The 16791-nt window shown below is 69.5% G+C and carries 13 protein-coding genes and 1 pseudogene; 9 read left to right on the forward strand and 5 right to left on the reverse strand.

The window, feature by feature from the left end; all coding sequences use genetic code 11:
• The first annotated feature begins 226 nt into the window (after positions 1–226).
• The 3 genes from P3T41_RS34260 (at position 227) to P3T41_RS34270 (ending at position 4604) form a co-directional block, all read left to right on the forward strand.
• Positions 227–1909 carry an alpha-amylase family glycosyl hydrolase gene (locus P3T41_RS34260; protein WP_280694560.1) on the forward strand — a complete coding sequence of 561 codons (1683 nt, stop codon included), beginning with the start codon at positions 227–229 and terminating at the stop codon, positions 1907–1909.
• Positions 1910–2037: 128 nt separating this feature from the next.
• A complete protein-coding gene (locus tag P3T41_RS34265; RefSeq protein ID WP_280694561.1) occupies positions 2038–2988 on the forward strand; it encodes a glycosyl hydrolase in 951 nt (316 codons plus the stop codon).
• 221 nt (positions 2989–3209) lie between these two features.
• Positions 3210–4604 (forward strand): glycosyltransferase family 2 protein, encoded by a 1395-nt coding sequence (locus tag P3T41_RS34270; RefSeq protein WP_280694547.1) that lies wholly within the window; start codon positions 3210–3212, stop codon positions 4602–4604.
• Between the two features lie 78 nt (positions 4605–4682).
• Here the strand turns inward: P3T41_RS34270 and P3T41_RS34275 are convergent, their stop codons facing one another.
• Genes P3T41_RS34275 through P3T41_RS34285 form a run of 3 tightly spaced genes read right to left on the reverse strand, consistent with a single transcriptional unit; the run spans position 4683 to position 7213 of the window.
• Positions 4683–5852, reverse strand: coding sequence for an oxygenase MpaB family protein (locus P3T41_RS34275; protein WP_280694548.1), 1170 nt, complete (start codon positions 5850–5852; stop codon positions 4683–4685).
• A 28-nt stretch (positions 5853–5880) separates the two neighbouring features.
• Positions 5881–6933 carry a polyprenyl synthetase family protein gene (locus P3T41_RS34280; protein ID WP_280694549.1) on the reverse strand — a complete coding sequence of 351 codons (1053 nt, stop codon included), beginning with the start codon at positions 6931–6933 and terminating at the stop codon, positions 5881–5883.
• Complete coding sequence (locus tag P3T41_RS34285) at positions 6926–7213, reverse strand: polyprenyl synthetase (RefSeq protein ID WP_280694550.1); 288 nt, start codon at positions 7211–7213, stop codon at positions 6926–6928. Before P3T41_RS34285 ends, P3T41_RS34280 begins: the two co-directional genes overlap by 8 nt.
• A gap of 401 nt (positions 7214–7614) precedes the next feature.
• Here P3T41_RS34285 and uppS point away from each other — a divergent pair, with 401 nt between their 5' ends.
• Complete coding sequence (gene uppS, locus P3T41_RS34290; protein ID WP_280694551.1) at positions 7615–9231, forward strand: polyprenyl diphosphate synthase; 1617 nt, start codon at positions 7615–7617, stop codon at positions 9229–9231.
• A 24-nt stretch (positions 9232–9255) separates the two neighbouring features.
• Here the strand turns inward: uppS and P3T41_RS34295 are convergent, their stop codons facing one another.
• A complete protein-coding gene (locus tag P3T41_RS34295) occupies positions 9256–9903 on the reverse strand; it encodes a hypothetical protein (protein WP_280694552.1) in 648 nt (215 codons plus the stop codon).
• A 526-nt stretch (positions 9904–10429) separates the two neighbouring features.
• On the opposite strand from P3T41_RS34295, the gene P3T41_RS34300 reads away from it, so the two are divergent.
• The 5 genes and pseudogenes from P3T41_RS34300 (at position 10430) to P3T41_RS34320 (ending at position 15427) form a co-directional block, all read left to right on the forward strand.
• Positions 10430–11848 carry an NAD(P)/FAD-dependent oxidoreductase gene (locus tag P3T41_RS34300; protein WP_280694553.1) on the forward strand — a complete coding sequence of 473 codons (1419 nt, stop codon included), beginning with the start codon at positions 10430–10432 and terminating at the stop codon, positions 11846–11848.
• Between the two features lie 179 nt (positions 11849–12027).
• Complete coding sequence (locus P3T41_RS34305; RefSeq protein ID WP_280694554.1) at positions 12028–13239, forward strand: histidine kinase; 1212 nt, start codon at positions 12028–12030, stop codon at positions 13237–13239.
• Positions 13240–13329: 90 nt separating this feature from the next.
• A complete protein-coding gene (locus P3T41_RS34310; RefSeq protein WP_280694555.1) occupies positions 13330–14067 on the forward strand; it encodes a recombinase family protein in 738 nt (245 codons plus the stop codon).
• A 140-nt stretch (positions 14068–14207) separates the two neighbouring features.
• Positions 14208–15140: pseudogene (locus tag P3T41_RS34315) on the forward strand (phage/plasmid primase, P4 family); the annotation flags it as partial.
• 68 nt (positions 15141–15208) lie between these two features.
• On the forward strand, positions 15209–15427 hold the full coding sequence (locus P3T41_RS34320) for a hypothetical protein (protein ID WP_280694556.1): 219 nt from the start codon (positions 15209–15211) through the stop codon (positions 15425–15427).
• Between the two features lie 181 nt (positions 15428–15608).
• Here P3T41_RS34320 and P3T41_RS34325 read toward each other — a convergent pair whose 3' ends face one another.
• The gene (locus tag P3T41_RS34325; protein ID WP_280694557.1) at positions 15609–16190 is read right to left on the reverse strand and encodes a recombinase family protein; all 582 of its coding nucleotides are present in this window, start codon (positions 16188–16190) and stop codon (positions 15609–15611) included.
• Positions 16191–16791 lie beyond the last annotated feature (601 nt).

The following is a 16791-nucleotide window of genomic DNA, read 5'->3' on the forward strand; positions in this document are numbered from 1 at the left end:
TGGTTCGTGGTGGCACTGTCGACTTCTCGTTCATGACGCCACGACAGGCAGAAGGAGTGCTCGAGGTGCCCGGCCGTTCCCCGGGGCGCCGGATGCCTTGCATCTCCCCCTCGGGCACATCCCCTCGCGCGTCATCCCGGCGTGCCAGCGCTACGGGCCGTCATCTGCGGGGCATCCTGGGCCGGTGAGAGCAGATCGACGACGCGAGCGCTCGCCAGGGCGGGTCCTGGGCGTTTCCGGGAACCGATCGTCTGCCCAGGCCCTCGACTGGTGGCGTGACGCGGTCTGCTACCAGGTCTACCTGCGCAGTTTCGCCGATGGAAACGGTGACGGCGTCGGGGACCTCGCCGGGCTCCACCAACGCCTGCACCACCTGGTCGATCTGGGGGTGGACGCTCTGTGGGTCAACCCGTGGTTCCCCTCGCCGATGGTCGACGGAGGCTACGACGTCGCCGACTACCGGGCCATCGATCCGGTCTTCGGCACCCTGACCGATGCCCGGGCGTTGATCGAGGAGATCCACGCTCTGGGCCTGCGAATCCTGATCGACATCGTGCCGAACCACACCTCCTCCCATCACCCGTGGTTCCGCGAAGCGCTGGCGGGCGGCCCGGACTGCGTCGGGCGCGACCGCTACATCTTCAGGCCGGGCACCGGCCCGGGGGGTGACGCCCCGCCCAACAACTGGCGCAGCGTCTTCGGTGGTTCCGCGTGGACTCGCATCGTCGAACCCGACGGCAGGGCCGGCCCGTGGTATCTCCATCTGTTCGCGCCCGAGCAACCCGACCTCAACTGGGACAGTCGCCTGGTCCGCCGTGAATTCGAGTCGATCCTGCGGTTCTGGTTCGATCTGGGCGTCGACGGGATCCGCATCGACGTTGCGCACGCCATGGTCAAGGCCCCGGGTCTACCCGACCTGGGTCCCCTGGACATGGAACTCGTCGCGTCGGCGGCCCATGCCGATCATCCCCACTGGGATCGCGACGGTGTCCACGAGATCTTCCGCGGCTGGCGCGCGGTGGCCGACTCCTACCCCGAGCCTCGCGTGTTCGTCGCCGAGGCGTGCGCCCGAAACTCCGAGCGCCTGGCCCGCTACGTCCGGGCCGATGAACTGCACACCGCCTTCAACTTCGACTATCTGACGGCCCCGTGGCGGGCGGCACACCTGCGAACCGCGATCGGCAGCTCCCTGACCGCGATGGGCGCCGTAGGTGCCCCGGCGACCTGGGCGCTCTCCAACCACGATGTCGTGCGGCACCTCACCCGCTTCGGGAGGCCGCAGCCCGACGGCCCGGTCCACACCCTCGCCAACCACTCCCCGCCCGGTCCGGTCGACCTGGCCCTGGGCACGCGGCGCGCGCGGGCGGCCGCCCTGCTCATGCTGGCACTTCCGGGCTCCGTCTACCTGTACCAAGGCGAGGAACTGGGTCTGTGGGAGGTCGAGGACCTGCCCGACGCGACCCTGCAGGACCCCACCTGGGAGCGGTCGGGGCGCACCGACCGCGGCCGCGACGGCTCCCGCCTGCCGATGCCCTGGTCCGGCGACGCCCCGCCGTTCGGCTTCAGCCCCGAACGCGCCGGCGCACTTCCATGGCTGCCACAACCGCCGCGCTGGAAGCAGCTCACCGTCCAGTCACAGCGCGGCGACGAGCGGTCGATGCTCGAGCTGTACCGCAGGGCCCTGCACATCCGCCGGATCCATCCGGCCCTGGGCGACGGGGCGTTGGTCTGGGACCGTACGGCCGTACCCGACCTGCTGTCGTTCACACGCCCCTCCGGTTTCCAATGCATCGTCAACTTCGGCCCGCAGGCGGTTCCCCTGGCGGACCACCGGGAGGTGCTGCTGAGCAGCGTTCGCCTGCAGGACGGGCTGCTGCCCGGCGATGCGGCCGTCTGGCTGGCCCGATGACATCCCCGGATCGCGCCTGGGGAACATGGAACTCGACTTGCGAAGAACGGGGTTGGCGGCAGATGTCCGAACCGGTGAATCGTCCACCGTTCGCAGCGCGGCCGATCCGGGCAGTCATCTGGTGGGTGATGCTGCTGGCACTGGTCTCCACCGGCACCGATCTCGGACCTGCCTCGCGTGGGGAGACTTCCTTCACGGTCCGCAAAGTCACCAGCGGGGCCTATGTCCCCGACCCCTTCGGGGATCCTGCCGGATGGCACGACCAGTTGGACCGCTACGACGCTGCCGTGGGTCGGCGGCCCAGCGTGGTGCAGTGGTACGTCCAGTGGGAGGGACGGCAACCGTTCCCCACCTCGGACGCCGCCTACGTCCGCTCGCGCGACCAGACGCCGCTCATCACGTGGGAGTCCTGGGACTGGACCGGCGACGCGAACCAGCCCGCCTACGCACTCTCCAACATCCTCGCCGGGAGCTTCGACGCCTACATCACGCGGTGGGCGACCGCTGCGAAGGCCTTCGGCACCACCGTCTACCTGCGGTGGGGCGCGGAGATGAACGGGAACTGGAACCCGTGGGATCCGGGAGTCAACGGGAACACCACCGCGCAGTACGTGGCGACGTGGAAACACATCCGCGCCATCTTCACCACGGTCGGCGCAACCAACGTGAAGTGGCTGTGGACGCCGATCAACCAGTACGCCGGCTCGACGCCGCTGTCCACGCTCTACCCGGGCGACGGGTACGTGGACCTGGTGGGCGTCGACGGCTACAACTGGGGCACCTCCCGCAGCGGCAGCACCTGGCAGACCTTCACCGAGGTCTTCGATCCCACCATCGCCACCATCCGTACCTTCACCCCGAAGCCGCTTTGGCTCACGGAGGTCGGTTGCACGGAGCTGGGCGGCGACAAGGCCGCCTGGATCACGGCCATGTTCGCCGCCATCGACGGCGACGACCGGATCAGCGCTCTGGTGTGGTTCAACGCCGACAAGGAGACCGACTGGCGCGTCTGGTCCTCTCGCGCAGCCTTGAGCGCCTTTCGCAGCGGCATCGCAGCCCCGCTCTACACCTCCGCGTGAGGCGGGGGTACAGATCCGCGGCAGCCCCCAATGGTGAACATGATGCTCCGTTCGGGGCAACAGCCGCTACGACCGACGCGGCACGGCACGACAATCCACTGGGTGCGCCTCCTGGCTTCGGCCTGACCGCCTGGGCGCCGCGGAATGCTGAGGAGTCGCTGGTGGGCCTGTTCGGACCGATGCGGAGACAGGCGCGCAGAGAGGCGCGGGGGCCCGCGTTCGTGCGCAGGCCCAGGAACCTGACCCGGGAGGGCCGCACCAAGCCCGGCCACATCTCCGACCTGCGGCATGCGGGACCTGGCCGGATCGTGGTGCTGGTGCCCGCGCACAACGAAGAGGCGCTCATCGGCGAGACCCTGGAGTCGCTCGCGGCCCAGACCAGGCCCCCGGACGAGATCATCGTGGTCGCCGACCGCTGCACCGACCTCACGGCTGAAATCAGCGCCGCCCACGGCGCCGAGGCCGTCGAGACGGTCGGCAACACGCAGGACAAGGCGGGCGCCCTCAACCAGGTCCTGGCCCGGCTGCTGCCGCAGCTGTCCGACGACGACGCCGTCATGGTCATGGACTCCGACACCTCCCTCTCACCCCAGTTCATCGCCGAGGCCGGCCGGCGCCTGCGCCACCAGGAAACGGACCAAGCGCCCATCGGCGGCGTGGGCGCCATCTTCTTCGGCTACCCCCTGCGCGGTCTGGTCTGCCACCTGCAGAACAACGAGTACGTGCGCTACGCGCGTGAACTCCACCGCCGCCACGGCCGCGCCGACGTCCTGACCGGCACCGCCTCCCTCTACCCGGTGAACGCCCTGCGCCAGGTCCACGAGGCCCGCGCCCACGGCTCCCTGCCCCGAGGGCGGGACGTGTACGACGTGGAGTCGCTGACCGAGGACAACGAACTGACCCTCGCCCTCAAACACCTGGGCTACCGGTGCGTATCACCGTGCGCCTGCATCGTGGGCACCGAACTCATGCCCACCTGGTCCCGGCTGTACTACCAGCGGCTGCGCTGGCAACGCGGCGCCCTGGACAACCTCAAGGCCTACGGCGTCACCCGGGTCACGCTGCCCTACGTCTGCCGGCAACTGCTCACGTACCTCAGCGTGGCCTTCGTCCCCTTCTTCCTCACCGTCCTGCTGTACTACACCGTCAGCAAGGGCTTCCCCGGGTGGCCGTGGTTCTGGCTCGCGATCACCTCCGTCGCCGCCTTCGAACGCGTCTGGGCCGCCAAACGCGGCGGATGGAAGGCCCTGCTCCTGGCCGCCGCGCTCGTGCCGGAAGTCCTCTTCGACCAGTTCCTCAACCTGATCTACGCCAAGGCACTCATCGACATACTGACCGGTACGGGCGCCACCTGGGAACGAACGCACAGCCGCGGCCGCCGCCTGCGCGAGGCGATCACCACGGCGGTGGGCTTCACCCTCCTGCTCGGCTCCGTCGTGGGCCTGGCATTCGCCTGCATCGCACTCGGGATCGCCTGGACCCTGATCGCGCTCTTCGTCCTGTGCGGCGTTGCCGCGGCCGCCGTCCGCCTCAGCCGCCTCCACCCCCTCGGCCTCCTCCTCTCCCTGCCCAGCGGCGAGCAGATGCACGGTGAGATTCCACCCTGGCGCCAATGACGATCCGTCAGGTCAGAGCGGCTTCCAGCCGGCGCGGCCGATGTTGCGAACCGTGAACTCCGCGCTCACAGGCGGTGGTCAGGCGGGGAGTCTGTTGGAGAGCGGGGGCGGGATCCAGGGGTCGGTGCGGTGTTTGGTGGAGGTGACGCCGTGTTCGTCGTGGAGGTGTTCGGGGATGGCGTACTGCATGACCCGGCCGCGGGTGAGGGAGCTGAGCTCGAAGCGGGTGGTGAGGTCGCCGAGGCGGTCCAGGGCCCAGGCTCCGAGGGGGGAGGAGTCCTCGATGCGTTCCAGGATGCCGAGCAGGGTGGGGGCGAGGGTGATGGCCTTGTCCCAGGTGGAGCGCGGGACTTGGAGCCAGTCTGCGCAGGTGTCGCCGATCAGGTAGCGGATCAGCGCGGGGACCACCGGGTCGAGTAGGGTGCCGGGCACGACCTGCTCGTAGAGGTCGATGAGTTGGCGGGTGAGCGTGACGCCTTCCTCGGAGGGGCCCATGTGGCGGGCCATGTAGAGGTCGGAGAAGTCGCGTGCCTCGGCCAGGTCGGCGGGTGCGGCCCGAGTGTCGACACCGAGGATGGCGCCGACGACCCGCCAGGCGTAGAAGTAGGCCTCGGCCCCCTCGTTGGAGATGTGGATGCCCATCCGGTGCAGCGCGTCCAGCACCTGGATGGAGAACATCATCTGCCCGCCGATCATGTCCTCCTGACAGATCGGCACGCCGAGGGCGGCTTCGTCCCAGTGGTTCTCACGGCGCAGGTGGTGGCGGATGGAGGCGTGCAGGAGGCGGACCTTCTGAGCGGCCGGGAGGAACCGGCCGCCGGCCTCGAAGGCGTCGGGGCGCATCAGGTAGACGGTGAACTGGCCGGTCTCGGCCATCCGCTTGGAGGGATAGTCGAGCGAGTGGGTGGCGCTGAGCAGGCGGGCGACGTGCGGGACGACGTAGCAGGCGGGCATCGCGGCGAAGGACAGCGCGGTGGAGATGTGCACGTTGTTGCGGATGAAGAAGAGCCGGGCCCGCTCCAGCTGGTCCCAGTCGATCCAGTCGGGTGGCGTGGCGGTGGTGTGCAGGTAGTCGCGGGCCTCGTCGGGGACGTCGTCGGGCAAGGGCTGGCCACTCTGGGCGAACCAGCGCATCAGGGTGTTGAACTTGCCGATGTCGCCGCGCTCGAAGAGCGCGTCCACCACGGCGTCGGCGAGCGGGTCGCCCGTCAGGCGCAGGGCGTCCATCGCTTCGGGTGTCACGGTCATGGGGTGCCCCCTCGTTCGGTGCTGTGGGTCAGGAGGTGCGTTCGGCCGCGGCGGCGACCAGGTCGGCGAGTGCGCCGGCGGCCTGTGGCGGGAGCGCGGCCCGGGTGAGCGCGGTGCGGGCGGCGGTGGCCCGCTCGTCGATCATCTCCTCGACGCGGGTGCGGGCTCCGGAACGGACCAGGATCTCCCGCAACTCGTCGAGTTGGGCGGTACCGAGGTCGTCACGGCCCACCAGGGCCTGGAGTCGCGCGCGGTCGGCGGGTGTCGCACTGGTGAGGGCGTGGGCGAGCAGCGCCGTGGGCTTGGCGCCGGCGAGGTCGTCCAAGTTGGACTTGCCGGTGCGCCGCGGGTCGCCGAAGACGCCGAGCAGGTCGTCCCGGAGCTGGAACGCCTCGCCCAGCGGCACACCGTAGGCGGTGAAGGCGGCGAGCAGGGCGGGCGGAGCGCCGCCGAGCAGGGCGCCCAGGTGCAGCGGATGCTCGACGGTGTACTTCGCGGTCTTGTAGCGGATGATCTCAAGTGAGCTCTCCGCGCTGGGTGTTGCTCGGGTGCGCAGGATCTCCAGGCACTCCCCGGCGATCAGCTCGCGGGCGAGGGTGGCCCACAGCGGGCGGGCCCGCGCGAGGTAGGCGGCAGGCAGGCCGCAACCAGCGAACAGCTGCCCCGCCCAGGACATCAGCAGATCACCCACCAGCATCGCCAACGCACGTCCCTGGGTCTCGCGTTCGGGCCCATCTGCGACGGCCCGGCGCAGGGCCAGGTGCGCGGTGGGCGCGCCGCGGCGGATCGGACTGTCGTCGATCAGGTCGTCGTGGACCACGGCCGCCGCGTGCACCAACTCCATCGCCGAAGCGGCGCGCACCATCGCCGCACTGTCCGGCTGGCCGGCCGCGCGCCAGCCCCAGTACGCGAACGCCGCCCGCAGCCGTTTACCCTCGGCCACCGCAGCACGCAACTGCTCAGCCACCGGCTTCAGTTCGGGATCGACGGCGACCAGCAGCCCAGTCTCCTCCCGGACGAAGGCGAGCAGTGCCTGGTCGACCCGGGACTTGAACGCCGGGGCCTGCAGCTGCTCAGGCATCGGGCGACGGCTTGCGGGCCGCTGCCGCGCGCCGGGCCACAGCCTCCAAGTGCGACTCGGAAGCGGACGCGAGGCGACCCAGAAGCAACTCGCCGCGTGCCCGTAACTCCTCCTGCCCGTCCGCCGCCACCTCGTGCAGGTCGGACCGGCCCAGCACACCGCGCATCCGGCGCAACAGCCCCTCCGCCTGCTCCAGCCCCAAGTCGACGACACCGGCGATGAGCTGGAGCGCCTCGGCGCTCCGGTCGGCGCGCGCTCCCGCACTCCCCTGCACTGACACGACTGTCCCCACCCTCCCCAGAGGTACCGACGCGGCGACTGTCCGCCGAACGGCGGTGCACTGCACCGCAAGTGTCGGCGATCCTGCCCCGGCACGGAACGGGATCACCCCGGAGTCATTCGAACCAGCTACTTCGCGGACAAAGCACGCCAATGGGGTCCTACCTTGTGGTAGGAGTTCCACGTTGCGGTCGCCCGCTCAGGGGACGGGCCAATATGCCTACGCGCGACAGCTGTTACTTCTGCCATCGATCCGTCACCGAGATCGGCACCAGTCGGCCGGCCGGTCGTTAGTGATGGCAGAGACCCCCGTCGTGAGTTGGCGAGGAGGTGTCGACGCCCGCCGCGCTGCAGGGACTGCGGGTCTCGTCCCGGCAGCGCGCTCGAAGGTGAGGTCCAGAAGTGTTGAGGAACCAGGCGGCGTTCAACGGTTCGCCCGAACTGCGTGGGTCCTACGAGCTGTGCGCGGCCGAGACCAGGCAGTTCCTGGCACCGATGTGGACGGCGACCGAGCTGGTGCCCACCGCGATCCGCCCCCACTTCCACGCCGTACACGCCTTCATGGCACGGACCGACCGCCTCGCCGACGAGGGAGCACAGGCCGACCGCGAGAAGCGGACCACCCGTTGGCGCCGCGACACCCTGGAAGAGCTCCGCTCCGGGCACAGCGAGCACCCGTTGCGGCGGGCGTTCGTGGACACGGTGTGGCAGTGGGATCTGGACCGCGGGATGGTCGAGGAGTTCCTCGATGCCATCTGGGCCGACTGTGTCCGCCCGCCGATGTTCGAGACGTTCGCGGACCAGCGGCGCTATCTGCGGGGAGCCTCGGGGGCGGTTGCCGAGCTGTGGACTCCGCTGCTGGGCGCGAGGGGACCGGAGGTGTCGTCGCTGTTCTCGGTGCTGGGCGAGGTGTGCCAGCTGGTGGACATCTTCGAGGATCTGCCGGTCGACCTCGCCGCAGGCCGCTGCTACCTGCCGCGCGAGGATATGCGCGGGCTGGGACTGGAGGTCGACGACCTGCAACGTGGCGTGCGGCGGGAGGCGCTGGAGGAGTTGGTGGGAGTCCAGCTCGGCCGCTGGCGCGGCCTGCTGGAGCAGGCGGTGCCGGTGACGGCGACGGTGGGTCCCGAGTACCAGCCGTTCCTGTACGGCCTGCTGCTGGGGGCGCAGTTGCAGTTCGACGAGGTCACGCTCCAGCAGGCTCGGGTCTTCGTCGACGGTGTCGAGCCGCTGACGGCGGCCGGTGCGGCGCGCCGCCGCCCGGCCCGGCCGGACGTGGCTGCGGTGCCGGGCCATGTCGCGGTGATCATGGACGGCAATCGGCGGTGGGCCGCGCTGCGGGGCCTGCCGACCGCCCAGGGCCATCACGCGGGCGAGCGGGCCGCGATGCGCCTGGTCAACGCCGCCCTGCGGCTGGGGGTGCGGCACCTGAGCATCTACGCGTTCTCCACCGAGAACTGGGACCGTTCCCAGGAGGAACTGGCCGCCCTGTTCGACACCCTGGCCGACGGGATCGCCCAAGGCGCGACGTGGCTGCACGAACTCGGCGTGCAGGTGCGCTGGTGCGGGCGACGCGACCGCATCGAGCCCTCGCTCGCCTCCGCCCTGGCGCTGGTGGAGAGCCTGACGTCGAACAACGACGTGCTGTCGCTGACCCTGTGCGTCGACTACGGTGGACGGGACGAACTGGCCGCCGCCGCCCGCGCGCTGGCCGCCGAGGCGGTCGCGGGGACGATCCGGCCCGAGGACATCGGCCCCGCCGACCTGGCCCGGAACCTGTACGTACCCGGTCTACCCGACGTCGATCTGCTGATCCGCACCTCCGGCGAGCAGCGGATCAGCAACTTCCTGCCCTGGCACCTCGCCTACGCCGAACTGGTCTTCGATCCGACGCCCTGGCCCGACTTCGGCCTGGCACAGTTGCAGGAGGCCGTCACGGCGTACGCCGGCCGCCGGCGCCGCTTCGGCGGCGACCTTCCCGCCCCTGCCCGCCCGGTGCGGTCGGCCCCGATCTCCTGAGCCCGGGGCCGGCCGGACGTCACCTCACGGCTTCGGCGGGGTGTACACGCCCTGAGCGGTCACGTACGCCAACACCGTGTCAGCGGTGAACGCGGGCGTGCCGAAGGTGGCCGTGTACACCTCCAACAGTTCGGGGGTGGCGCGCAGCGGCACCTCGCTGAGCTGAACCTTCAGCGGCAGGCCCACCGGCACGGTGTCGGCGGTCAGCAGACCCTCGGCCAGACCGCAACGGACCACCGCGTGGTGCCCGACGTCGACGCCGTTGACCACACACTTCCCAGACGCCACCCCGTCCTGCAGAACACTCTCCAAGTTGACCAGTTGGAAGGTGCCGCTCGACGTGCGCACCGCGACCCCGCCGTCGAGGACACCGTCCCCCTGGGCCTTGGGGAGGTTCGTCAGCGACGCATCGCCGGTGCCCGACCGCACGGGGAACCGCACCGCCGAACCACCGGAGTCCCTGACCAGCTGGGCCGGAGCCACCGCCTCGACCACGGCCTCGAATCGGTCCAGCTGCGCCTGGGCCTGCGCGGTCCAGCGGACCTCGACCCAGCCGTCGGAGACCGTGCCCCACTTGCCGTCCGCGGTGGCGCCGGACGCCGTCCCCGTGAACTGGGCCAGCAACGGCGCAGCCAAAGCCGCGCTCAGCACCACTCGTCGCGTCGTGCTCATCGGTGTGCGCACCATCCTTCCTCGGGCCGCAGGACACGACCCCCAGGAGGATCATCCGGCCGCCGAGATACCCGGGCCGCGGAATGCGCTGGGAATTACCCGAAAGGGGGACAGGCCACGCCTGCACGCCCAGATCAGCGCGTGCATGGGACTTCAGGAACCCTTCAGGCATTCGGACGGCGTCTGCCCCTGCGGTAGGCGCTGCACACCTCGTACTGCGCGCGCGGTAGGTCAAGAGTCTGCAGGCGCACGACGACAGCCTCGGGGCGAGACGGCACGGTGGACAGTGCCGCGAGCGGCGAAACGAGCACCATCTGTCGAAGCCTGGAGCAGCCGTGGACCCCGCAGCGCACCGCGAAGCCGTGCGAGCCGCCTTCGGGCGCGAGTCCTGACGAGACGGGGCCGCTGTCCTGCCGCGCGTGCACGAGCATCCAGCGGAGACACAACGCACTGGTGAGCGGCGACGAAGGCGTCGTTCTGCCAGCGCGATGGCGAATTCCACACCACCACAGAGAGAGGAAATACGTTGTCAGAGCGGGAATCCATAGAGGTCGACTACCTGATCATCGGGGCCGGAGCCATGGGCATGGCCTTCGCCGACACTCTGGTGACCGAGACGGACGCGACCGTGGCCATCGTCGATCGCTACGGTCGACCCGGTGGCCACTGGACGGTCGCCTACCCGTTCGTGCGCCTGCATCAGCCTTCGTCGTTCTACGGCGTCAATTCTCGTGAACTGGGAACAGGCGAAGTGGACCGGCACGGCTGGAACGCGGGGTTGCACGAGCTGGCGTCGGCCGATGAGATCCTGACCTATTTCGACCAGGTGATGCGCAAAACCCTCCTGCCCACCGGTCGCGTCTCGTACTTCCCCATGTCCAGTCACGATGGCGCGGATCCGGCGCGACCGGATGTCCAGCGGTGTCACTCCGTCGTCACCGGCCGCGAGTTCGACATCCACGTGCGCCGGCGAACCGTGGACGCCACCTACATGAACGTCACGGTTCCCGCGATGTGCCCGCCGAAGTACGAGGTGGATTCCGGAGTCCGGCTGATCACTCCCAACCAACTGCCGGCGCAGGATCATCCGTCGTCGCACTACACCGTGGTGGGAGCGGGAAAGACCGGCATCGACGCGTGCCTCTGGCTGCTGCAGCATGACGTCGACCCGTCCGGCATCACCTGGATCATGCCGCGCGACGCATGGCTGCTCGACCGTGCGCAGATCCAGCCCGGACCGGAGTTCGCCGCGATCAACGCCGAGTTGCTCAAGGCCCGCGTTGGAGCGGTCCTCGGGTCCCACACGGTCGAGGAGCTCTTTCAGCGGCTGGACGCCGGCGGCCTCCTGCTGCGGCTGTCCTCGGACGTCACGCCGACGGCGTTTCGCTGCGCGACCGTCACCCGCTCCGAACTCGAACAGCTCCGGCGGATCCCCGGCATCGTCCGCCACGGCAGGGTCAAGCGGATCGGCGCCGACACCGTGGAACTCGACGGGGCGACCGTCTCCGCCCGTCCCGGAACCCTCTACATCGACTGCACCGCGGATGGCCTCGAGGCGCGGCCGGCGGTGCCGATGTTCAGTGGTTCCCGCATCACACTTCAGGCGATCGTCCCGTGCCAGCAGGTGTTCAGCGCCGCGCTCGCCGCCCACGTCGAGGCGGCATACGGCGACGACACCGAGAAGAACGAGCTGTGCGTCGCCTCGCCCCACCCCGGCACCACCCTGGACTGGCTGCGCGGCATGGTGCACGCCGATGACCTGCTCCTGCGCTGGTCCGCGGACCCCGACCTCCTCGCCTGGTGCGATGCGTCGCGTCTGACGAAACACGAGATCGGCTCGCTCCCTGACGAACAGCGGACCGGTCTCTTCCAGGGCCTGCAGGCCGAGAAGACACGGCTGCAGGAGCTGCTGGCGCACGAAGACCAGGCCGTGGTAGCGAACTGACGACCGTCGCCGGACGGCCTGTGCGCTGGAATCGGGGATCTGACGGTGCCGCGGCGGCGGCGCGCGTCGAATCCGTCGACGGCGATCCACAGGCTCGTCCGACGACCCCGCGAACACTGCGGGGCCGGATCGGCGTCATCAGCCGGTCCGGCCGGACTGCGTACGGTAGAGGAGTGCAGATGATCAACCGGCTCACGCAGTGGCTGCGGGCCCAGCCGTGGAGGGGCGACTTGGTCGTCGCGGTCGGCTGCTTCATCTTGTCCACCCCCGTGGCGGTAGCCGTCGCCTACGTCCACCGCGCCTCGGTCGCCTGGTACCTCAGCGGCCTGGCGGTCGCCTGCGTACCGCTGGTCGCCCGCAGGCGCTGGCCGATCCAGGTGGTCGCGGCGACTCTGGCCGTGAACATCGCCCAGATCCTCGTCCTCGCGTTCGCCGGACCGACGGCCGCCCCCATCGCGGTCGCGCTCCACACGGTGGCGATGCGCACCGACCGACGTACGGCCTGGCGCATCGCCGCGTGCGCCACCGTGGCACTCGTCGGCGCGTCGCTGATCTCCCGTCCCAGCCTGGAAGACGTCTGGCAATACCTGGCCCAGATCGCCGGGTTGGGCCTGGCCGTGGCCAGTGGCGACGCCGTCCGCAGCCACCGCAAACTGCTCACCTCCGCCCTGGAGCGAGCCGAACGGGCCGAGCGCACCAGAGAGGACGAGGCCCGCCGCCGCGTCACCGAAGAACGCCTGCGCATCGCCCGGGAGTTGCACGACATCGTCGCCCACCACATCACCCTGGTCAACGCCCAGGCAGGCGTCGCCCACCACCTGATGCGCACCGACCCCGACCACGCCTACCAAGCCCTCGAACGCATCCGGGACACCAGCCGGGCGGCACTGGACGAGCTGCGCGCCACGGTAGGACTGCTCCGGTACAGCGACGCCCCGGCCGCACCTCGCGAACCAGCGCCCGGCCTCGCCGATCTTGAGCCTCTGCTGGACTCCTTCCGCCACTCCGGCCTGGAGATCACACTCGAACGCACCGGGCAACCGGACGAGTTGCTGCCGATCACCGACCTGACGGCGTACCGGATCATCCAGGAAGCCCTGACCAACACCCGCAAGCACGTCGGCCTCGTACCGGCGCGGGTCCAGTTGGACTACCGCACCGACGCCCTGCGGATCGCCGTCGAAGACGACGGCCCCGGCACCCGGGGAAGCAGCAGCGGACCCGCCACCACGACCACCGACGAAGCCCACGGCACCGGCACCGGACACGGAATGATCGGGATGCACGAACGGGCCAGAGCCGCAGGCGGCACCCTCACCGCCGGACCGCGCCCGACCGGGGGCTTCCGTATCAACGCCGAACTGCCGCTCCGCGCCGGCCGAAAGGGCTGACCGTGACCATCCGTGTCCTACTCGCCGAGGAGGCGTGGACACATGCATACCATGCTGTGACCAGCGGAAACGGTCAGCGGGAGCACCACCTTGGAAGGCAGCGACACCTACATATGCGTTCTGTGCGGCCAGCCTGAGGCACAGAGCATCGATCTCTACTGCCGGAAGTCGAAGCTCGTTCGGGGCCACCGGCAGGAGCTGAGCACGGACGCCCAGAAGGAGCAGGGGCACCGCCGCGCGCACCGCGAGGGGTACGCCGTCCGCAAGGTCTGGAAGGACATCGCGAGCGGCTACAAGGACGTTGAGCGGGCCGACTTCGACCGGGCGCTGAAGGCGCTGGCGGGCGGGGACGTACCGGCGCTGTGGGCCTACGCGGTGGACCGGTTCAGCCGCAAGGGCGCCGAGGACCTGTTGAAGGTGATCGGGAAGGCCCAGGTCATCTTCGACATGGACGGGCTCGACTCCAACGAACCGCGCGATCGGCGCTGGATCATCAACCGGGCCGAGGAAGCACGGGAGTACAGCGAGAACCTTCCCGCCGGGTCCGGGACACCAAGGAAGAGCAGCGCGATTCGGGGCTGTGGGTCGCCGGGCGGGCGCCGTGGGGTTACTCGGTCACCCGTGACCGGATGCTGGTGCCGGACACCGCCCCGGCCGCCGAGGGGATGCCGTCCCGGGCGGACGTGCTCCGGGAGATCTTCCGGCGAGTGGCCGAGGACAGCGCTTCGACCCGGGACGTCTGCGGAAGAGATCGAGGAAAGCAGCAAGAAGGGGCGCAACAGCGCGTACCTAGCTGCCTGGACGGCGAACCGGGAGGGTGGACAGTGACGACAGCGACGGAGACTGTGCGTCTTCTGACCCTGCGGGATGGCACGGACGTGGACCGTGCGGAGTTCATCGCTGGCCGGGTGCGCGGGGAGCTGATCTACGTGGAAGGGCCAGGGTGGTACGCGTGAAACGGGCGGCGCTGGGCGAACGACTCAACTCGTGACGCGGTGGCGCGCCGCATGGTGCACGACGTGTCCGGCGAGCTGTTGCAGGAGGCGGCCAGCACGGGCAGCGATGCGCTGATCGACGCGGCAAAGGCACTGCGCACTTCTCGGCACATCTCGGCGGCGCTGCTGGAGATGCAGGCCATGCCCGCCATCCGGCGCAGCGTGGCCGACCTGGACGCCGACCCGTATGCGCTGACCTTCCGCAACGGCACCGTGGACCTACGCAGTGGCATGCTGTGCCCCCATGACCCTGCTGATCTGATCACACGACTCGTGGAACTGGACTATCGGCCGGAAGCCGAGTGTCCTTCCTGGCTGGGGTTCCTGGAGAGCTCCCAACCGAACGATCCGGAGATGCACTCGTTCCTTCAGCGGCTGGCCGGCTATGCCGTGCCCGGCTCGACGCGTGAGGAGTGCCTGGCGTTCTTCTACGGGTCAGGCCGCAACGGCAAGGGGGTGTTCACGGAGACGCTGGGCAAGGTCTTCGCAGCCGTGACCACGGCTCAGGAGGCCGAATTCTGGGAGAAGCAGCGCAACGGCCGCAACGGGTCGCTGGTGGCCAAGCTCCACGGGGCCCGGGTGGTGCTGTCCAGCGAGATGACAGCGGCCCGTCTGGACGAAGCGTTCGTGAAGCTGTTCACCGCTGCCGACCTGCTCACCGCGAACCAGAAGTACAAGCCGGCCTACGACTTCACCCCCACGGCGCTGCTCATCATGTCCGGCAACGACAAGCCGACCATCCGGGCACCGACGAAGGCATCTGGCGCCGGTTCCGCTGCGTGCCGTGGGATGAGTCGTTCATCGGGAGGGAGGACAAGGGGCTCAAGGGCCGCCTGCTGGCCGAAGCAGAGGGCATCGCGGCGTGGGTGGTCCGGGGTGTTGTTGAGTGGCATAGGCACGGCCTGAACGAGCCTGAGCGGGTCACCAGGGCAACGGATGAGTACCGCGAGGAGTCCGACCCGTTCGCGGACTGGGTGGTAGCCAACTTCGAGCCCGACCCGGGCGGTTTCGTGCCCAGCAGCGAGATCAAGCAGAGAGGCGAACGGGTGCACCCGAAGCTGCCGGGGCAGCCGCAAGCGTGGTCGAAGGCCGTGGCCCGCCAGTTCGGTGCGGAGGTCAGCAAGCGGGCCGGTAAGCGCGGGGTGGTCGGCGTGCGCACCCTGGCAGCGGACATCTTCGGCCAGCCCAGCTAGACAGCGGGAGGACTCCAGCCGGGACGCTTCGGACACTTTGAGAGGCCATTGCACCAACCTTCCCCAACACGCGTATGGAGCAGGTTCAGGCAACCACCCCCCGAAAGCGTCCCAAGCGTCCCGGAACGACGAAGGGACCACCTACCGGCTTCGCGTAGGTGGTCCCTCGGTCCTGCTGCGCCTACTCGGCGGTCAACGCCCGGTGCACGGTGCCCTTGCCGACCCCCAGAGCCTTGGCAATCTCGCCGTAGGACTCTCCGGCGGCCTTGCGGCGCTGTGCGGCGGCGAGCATGTCCGGTGTCATGGCCTTCGGTCGTCCGCCGGTGCGCCCCTGGGCCTTGGCGGCTTCCAGTCCGGCGCGGGTCCGGTCCTGAATCAGGCTCCGCTCAAACTCGGCCATGGCACCGACCACCTGGAGCATGAGCCGTCCGTCCGGCGTGTTCGGGTCGATGCTGGCCAGTGCGCCGGTCAGAATCTTGAAGCCGATTCCGCGCGCTGTGAGGGCGTCCACGGTGGTCACAAGGTCGATGAGCGAGCGGGCGAAGCGGTCGAGCTTCCAGACGACCAGGGTGTCACCGGGGCGGAGGTAGTCCAGAACGGCGGCAAGCTCGGGCCGGTCGGTGTTCTTGCCGCTGGCCTTGTCGGTGAAGATCCGGGAGCAGCCGGCTTCGGTCAGCGCGTCGTGCTGGAGCTGTGCGTCCTGGTCGTCGGTGGAGACTCGGGCGTAGCCGATCAGGTGGCCGGTGGCGGTCTTCGTCGCCATGCCCCGATCGTTCCAAAACTCGTTCCGAAACCCAAGGGGTTTGAGGCATGTTCTGGAACGACTTTTGGAACGGATCTGAGTCCCGATCAGGTGTCCGGCTCGACCGTTCCACTAACCATCGTTTGTGGAACGCTCGGCGGTCGTGACGCTCAGCTACGCCCGCCCGTCCGTTCGGTCCAGCTCCATGAACCGTTCGGCAAAGACTCGCTCAGCCGCTCATGCCTCCGCACGCGCCCGCTGGAGTCGGTCAATGGCCGGTGCACCGGGCGGGATCTCGTCGCCACAAGGCCAAGACGCGCGAGGACTTCGGGGCGAGGAACCCGCCGTTCTGAGCGGTGACCGCCGGCCGCTACTTGTGTGCCCACCACGCCGCGAGGGCTCCACCTCCTGTTGTGGCTGTGGCGATGAGCCATCCGGGGATGCGCTGGATAGTCAAGTGCACTCCGCCTAGGCGCAATACCGGTGACTTTGGTGGGTTCTGGTCGTTGGGTGGGGTATGCCAAGGGCGGGTCAGTTGAAGTCGTCGGGGGTTGATCGGTTCTCGGATCGGATCGCGTTGGGAGTGCTGACGCGGGCGTTTCCTCCGGAGCTGGTCGACGAG

Source organism: Kitasatospora sp. GAS204B (assembly GCF_029892155.1).
GTDB lineage: Bacteria > Actinomycetota > Actinomycetes > Streptomycetales > Streptomycetaceae > Kitasatospora.